This is a genomic window from Candidatus Hydrogenedentota bacterium (assembly GCA_019695095.1).
GTDB lineage: Bacteria > Hydrogenedentota > Hydrogenedentia > Hydrogenedentales > SLHB01 > JAIBAQ01.
In genome coordinates this window covers 69923-76305 of the sequence record JAIBAQ010000007.1, presented here as the reverse complement: position 1 = coordinate 76305, position 6383 = coordinate 69923, and the positions used below count along the sequence as shown (strand labels likewise).

General features: G+C 58.6%; 3 protein-coding genes. 1 reads left to right on the top strand and 2 read right to left on the bottom strand.

Annotated features, from left to right (window positions below; all coding sequences use genetic code 11):
- Nucleotides 1–243: 243 nt before the first annotated feature.
- Both K1Y02_02525 and K1Y02_02520 read right to left on the bottom strand, forming a co-directional pair.
- Nucleotides 244–2448 carry an alpha-galactosidase gene (locus K1Y02_02525; GenBank protein ID MBX7255211.1) on the bottom strand — a complete coding sequence of 735 codons (2205 nt, stop codon included), beginning with the start codon at nucleotides 2446–2448 and terminating at the stop codon, nucleotides 244–246.
- A 503-nt stretch (nucleotides 2449–2951) separates the two neighbouring features.
- Nucleotides 2952–3641: an SGNH/GDSL hydrolase family protein gene (locus K1Y02_02520; protein MBX7255210.1), complete on the bottom strand. Its 690-nt coding sequence runs from the start codon at nucleotides 3639–3641 to the stop codon at nucleotides 2952–2954.
- Nucleotides 3642–4745: 1104 nt separating this feature from the next.
- On the opposite strand from K1Y02_02520, the gene K1Y02_02515 reads away from it, so the two are divergent.
- A complete protein-coding gene (locus K1Y02_02515) occupies nucleotides 4746–6380 on the top strand; it encodes a PAS domain S-box protein (protein ID MBX7255209.1) in 1635 nt (544 codons plus the stop codon).
- The last annotated feature ends 3 nt before the right edge of the window (nucleotides 6381–6383 follow it).

Below are 6383 nucleotides of genomic sequence, written 5' to 3'. Positions count from 1 at the left end.
CCGGAGGCGCGGGATACACCACCACACCGGGCGCCTGAGCAAACGCCTCCAACGTGGTAACCGACACGAGCACCAACCCAACGCCAAGAGCTATGACGAAGCGCGACATGAGCAAACTCCTTACTAAATGCTTGAGGTACACGTCACCGCAACAAATCGATTGCGAATTCGGCATTTGTATCTTCTCGTTGTACTTTCCGCTGGTGGATAGGCGAAGGCAGCGCGGTATCGCTCCGGCAATCCTCATGGAGTCGCTGCCTTGGCCACCCCTTCGGCCGAGTAGAAGATGAGTCGCGAATCGCGACGGTTGGGGATGACAATCTCGAAACCATGTTTACGAAGCTGTTCTCCGGAGAAGACCCATGTCTGGCCGGAATCGTAGTCTTCGAACTTCCATCGCTTCGCGGGATCGATTGTCTGAAGATCGAACGTCATGGTGGGGACATCGCTTTTCTCGCGGCGCAGCGCGACAATCATCCCTTCTTGTTCGCCGGGCAGATACAGGTGATACGCGGTCCACGCGGATGGGCTGCGCTGTTCGTGCGCCAATGGGTAGTAGTCGCCGAAGAAGTATTTCTTGCAGCGTAGCGCCTGCACGACATTTGCCTTGAGCTGTAGCCACTCCGGCTCTGTCTTGGCGACGATTGCGTTCTCCTGGCCCGGACTCAAGGCACAGCGCGCTTCATACGTGTCGTAGAGCGACCAGCCTCGAATCATGCTCCCCTGAATGGGCAGCCAATACTGAATGCCGTAGCTGTGGTCCTGCGTGGACTCGGCTGTCGCTTCGGGAAAGCAGTTGTAGTCGCTGCGCCACAGAGGTTGGCCACGGGAAATCGATTCCAGATCGATGCGACGCCCGCCGCTGGCGCAATTGAGAATCGCCAGTTTCGGAAACTCCTTGAGGAGCGTATCCCAGAAGGCAAAGTGACCTTCGATGAACCGCATCTCCTTCATGCCCCAGCGGTCGGGCTCGGCGGCCTTTTCGAGATACGGATTCGGCTCGATATTGAAATCCTCCTCGTACCAGTCGATGTTGTAGTCCCTGATCAATCCACCAACAACGTCCACCGCCCACTTCAACGATTCAGGCTTGCCGAGATCGAGCAAGAGTGTTTGTCCGTCGCGGATCGTGCCGTCGGCATTTCCGGTCAGGAAGTACTCGGGATGCTCCAGAGTGATGGGCCGGCCGTGAAGGGCGCGGCACGGTTCCACCCACACGAGGAACTTCATGCCCGCCGCGTGTGCGGCATCGCTGACCGGTTTCAATGTTCCGTTGTGCCAATTGGGATTGGGCCGCCAGTCTCCGGCCATTGGTCCCCAGTCGCCTTCGAACACCGAGTACGACGGCACGACTCCGGTTCCGTACCAGCCCGCGTCGAACCAATAGACGTCCAGGGGGACTTGGTATTGCTTGAGCTTTTCGATGATCTCGAGGTGTTCTTTTGATGGGATGCCGCCCCAGACTACGCCGGAGATCGGCGGCTCGACGAGCTTGCCATCGATGCGCGGCGAATAATGCTCAAGGACGAGTTTACGGAACATGTTTTGACCATGCAGCAACTCGCCTTGCCAGTAGAGCGCCACATTCAACGTAGACCGGACCGTTTCGCCGGGATGAAGGATCGAATCGAAGTTCTCGACGCCGGCGAGTATGGTCGATTTACCATTGCCCTGATGATCGAAATAGGCCCGCCACGCTCCGCTCCAGCCGAGTCCGGTGATGAGGCCATCGCCGCCGGTCTGATAGTTGAAGAATGGCAGCCAAACCGCGCTCGAACGTTTGTCGTTGGGAATGAGATAGGAATGGGCTTGTCCCCAAGCTGCGTTGGAAGGCGAGTCCATGGCGATTCGGCGGCGTTTGTCCCACATCGAGTTGTGCATGAACTCGCTCATGAAGTGAAAGTCGTCTTCATGACCTGGGGAGCCTACGGAACGGTGCAACACGGGCATCGTGTTGTCAGGAGCGTTCCAATACGTGTCAATCCCCCAGAAATCGTGCACCTTCGCAGAGTCGGCTTGCCCGTCGTTGCGAACTCGGACGACCCACTCGAAGGCGGGGAAATCTCGGAACTCGGTGAGGGTCATCTCGCAGTAGAGCGACGTCTGGGCATCGGTCCAACTGAAGACATGGGCGCGCGTGTTGTCGCTCTGCCATTCTCCTGACTGGATGTTCGCCGAGGCGAGGGTTACCCACTCCCGGCTGCTTCGCTCACCGCATTTGAACGAGAACGGGAGATCGGGAAGGTAGCGATCCGCGTTGGCCTCGCCTTGCCTCAAGAGGAACTGTTTCCATTGCGCGACGAACGCCGTCTCGGCGTCTGCCGGGCGAGAGGAGTAGGGTTCCAGAGGAGGTGCCTCGGCGCGGGCGAGGTGTACAGCGAAGAACGTGAAAAGTGAGAGTGCAACAAAAATGCCGAACTCATTCCGGACGGAATTACTCCGCGTCATGTGAATGCCCCCCTGAAACCGTGACGCCCGTCTTGCCGCCGATAAGGGACCTTCTCCCTTGGCGACCTTCGGGCATGGTAACGCACGACCACGGCCGATTCCATTTTGGATGTCTCAGGTTCGTTTTCTCTATTTGGGGCAAGCCGCCGTACGGAAACGCGGGCAGCCGGCGATAGGAGTCCCGCCAGCCGGCCTTACCGCGAGAACCACGAAATGGCAAATGCCGCGAATGATGGTCGCGAACGAACGTAATTGGGCGCAGGGACAAGAGGAGAACTGACAGGATTAACACGATTCACAAGATTTCGTGGCACTGTATGTGGTACGCGAACGGCTTGTGTCGCGCCTGGCACAGATGAAGCGCGGACTGTGAGTGCAACGCTTGAGAACCTCATGCTGGCGGAAGCACGGGGACTGGAGACCTCACGGTCCGTAAGAATGACAGGGTCCGAAGACCCTGCCACAACACAAGATTCGTAACCCCGTTACATCGCGGGCCGGTCTTACTCAATCGCCTTCAGTATCGCCTCCGCGATTCGCTGCATGCCTTTGTCTCCGGGATGGCCGCCGACGCCGGAGTGGGCGATGGTGCGTTCGGAGCGGGCGTAGTTGGATTCGTCAGGGGTGAGGGGGCTCAGGTCGACGTAGGTGACTCCGGTTTCGTCTGCGGCCTGTTTGAGGGCGGCGTCTTTGGCCTTCATGAGAGGGAAGCAACTGCGGACCACAATCCTGGGGTGGCTGCGGGTTTGGAGAGTCTCGATCAACTTCTTGAAGGCGTCCTTGAACTTGGTCTGTACGTCGGGGGACGTCAACTCGGCGACGTTTTCGCCAATCGCGAGAATGACGAGGTCGGCCTTGAAATCAAGCGCATCTTTGAGTCCGGCATTGATATCGAAGGTGGCGTACTGGCGCTCGAAGTCGGCGATGTTCTTGACGAGGGTTTCGGGTGCGGCTCCGGAGCGGTCCGTGAGGGCTTTCGTCACAAGGTGGACGTAGTCTTTCTCTTCGGCGGTGGCGGCCATGCCCCAGTTGCCGGTCCAACCGATGTCTTCTTTGGGGCCGTGGAGGGTAATGCTGTTGCCGAGAAAAAGAACCTTGCGTGGATGCACCTTTGCCGGGGCACTTTCGTCCTTCTGGGCGGCCATAACGGGGGCTTCGGTGACGAAGACGGTTAGTGCCGTTATGGCGCACATCATCACTAAAAGACTGAAAGAAAAGTACTTATGAGACTTCGAGCCGCTCGCCAGCCTCGACGATCCAGAGTTGATAGACATTTACACCCCCTTTGACCTGTATCCGGCGTATACCGGGTTACGCCCATCGTGCCACAGATCGGGTTGGCATTGCGATTTCGCATCTGCGACAATATATATCCTAAGAGTAGGAGTGCCGTGCGACTGATGTGGGCCGTAGGGGACAGATTGACAGGCCCAACCTAAGCCTCTTTTGATTCTCGCGATGGCTTTGTGCCGAAGTTTGCCATCAATGGAGGTCCAGACGTGCGTGAACGGCGAAACTGGCGGCAGACCGTCGTCATGTGTGCAGCGGTTGCAGGCGCGTATGTCATTTTTGCCCGGCTTGGACTGCTATTTGCGGTGGCCAACGGAAGCGTGAGTTTGATTTGGCCGCCCGCGGGCATTGCCGTGGCGGCCATCACCTTGTGGGGCGCACGCGTGGTTCCCGGTGTATTCCTGGGTTCGCTGGCGGCGAATCTCCTTGGGGGGGAACCGTGGCTATTCCCGGTCGCGGCGGCGATTGGCAACACACTGGAAGCCGGGATAGGCGCCTTGCTACTTAGGCGGGTAATCCGATTCCGAAGCGAAATGGATCGGATACGCGATATTGTTGCTCTTCCGTTGTGGGTGGCCCCAATTTCCGCATTGGCCGCATCGACCCTCGGAGTGGTGGCTCTGTGGAGCGTCGGGAGCGTGACGGCGGCGGGATTCACGCGAACCTGGTTTCACTGGTGGCTGGGCGACACGATAGGCATGGTGGTTGTCGCACCGGTGCTGTTCGCGCTTGCGTCGTATGGCTTGCCCAAGGGCCTGGCACTGAAACGGGGAACGGAAATCGCCGCGCTTTTGGCGGCGGCGTTTGCCGCGGGTCTGGTGCTGTTTGGAGCCGCGTTCCCCGCGTGGCCCGCGCTGACGATTCTGGTCATCCCACTGCTTATTCTGGTAGCCCTCCGGTTCACACTTCGCGAAGTTGTCATTGCGAATGCGCTGGTCGCGGCGGGCGCAACGATTGCGGTTGCACAGACTCTTGGGGCATCTCCGCCGAATGAGCTCGTACGCGGCATGCTCACGCTATGTGTGTTGCTGCTGGTTTCAAGCCTTACCGTGCAGATTCTGGCGGTATTGCTTGAGGAGCGGAATCGCAAAGAGCGTGCCCTACACGAAAACGAGCAGAAGTATCGCGAGCTCGTCGAGAATGCGAACAGCATCATTCTGCGCTGGTCACATGAGGGGAAGATAACCTTCCTCAACGAATTCGGCCAGCGATTCTTCGGCTATTCGGCAGAGGAGATCCTGGGACGCCACGTGGTGGGCACGATTGTGCCGCTCACGGAAAGCAGCGGCCGGGACCTGAAACCGCTTATAGAGCAAATCTGCGCGAATCCGAAAGCCTTCGAGCAAAACGTCAACGAGAACGTGCGGCGCAACGGGGAGCGGGTGTGGGTTGCGTGGACCAACAGAATCACGCGCGACGAGCAAGGCCAGGTCTTGGGAATCCTGAGCGTGGGAACGGACATCACGGCGCAGAAAGAGGCGCAAGATGCGCTTCGCCGCAGCGAGGAACAGTTTCGCCTCATCACGGAAAACCTCGCCGATTTGGTCGTGGTGCTGGATCTGGAAGGCAAACGCCTCTATAGCAGTCCCTCCTATGGGGGAATTCTTGGGAATCCGGATAGTCTGCGGGGAACTTCATCGTTCGAGCAGGTCCACCCGGATGACCGGGACAGGGTGCAGGCTGCGTTTCGAGAGACGGTCCGCACGGGTCAGGGACACCGCCTGGAGTACCGTTTGGTGGATCAGGATGGCAAGCCGCGCCACATCGAATCTCAGGGCAGTGTGATTCGGGATGCGCAAGGCCAGGTGGCGCAGGTGGTGGTGGTTTCGCGCGATATAACGGAGCGTCTATTGGCGGAAAAGGCCGTGCGGGAACTGAATGCCACGTTGGAACGCCGCGTAGTGGAGCGCACTGCGGAACTTGAGTTGGCAAAGGAACGGGCCGAGTCGGCGGATCGGCTTAAGTCGGCATTCCTGGCGGCGATGTCGCACGAATTGCGCACGCCGCTCAATTCAATCATCGGTTTTACGGGGATCGTGTTGCAGGAGTTGCCGGGGCCGCTCAATCCGGAACAGACCAAGCAACTTAAGATGGTCCAGGGTAGCGCGCGGCATCTCTTGGCGCTCATCAATGATGTCCTCGACCTTTCGAAGATTGAAGCGGGCCAGTTGGAGGTCGAGGCGAAGCCGTTTAACGCGCGCGAATCGATTGAGAGAGTCATGCATCTGGTCGCGCCGATGGCGGAGGCAAAAGGGTTAACTTTGTCGTCGGACATTTCGCCCGAAGTGGACCACATGGTCAACGATCGCAGGCGCTTTGAGCAGATACTCATCAACCTGATTAACAACGGGCTGAAGTTCACGGAAAAGGGCGGCGTACGGGTCGATTGTACAATTGAGGGGAGCGACCTCGTTACTCGGGTGCGAGACACGGGGATTGGGATTAAGCCTGAAGACATGGGAACGCTATTCCAAGCCTTCCGGCAGATTGACGCGGGCTTGACGCGGAACCACGAGGGGACGGGACTGGGCCTATCGATCTGCAAGCGCCTCATCGAAAAGATGGGCGGCCGGATCTGGGCCGAAAGCGAATGGGGAGTTGGGAGTGCTTTCGGTTTTACGCTTCCCGTATCGCAGAGTTAGGAG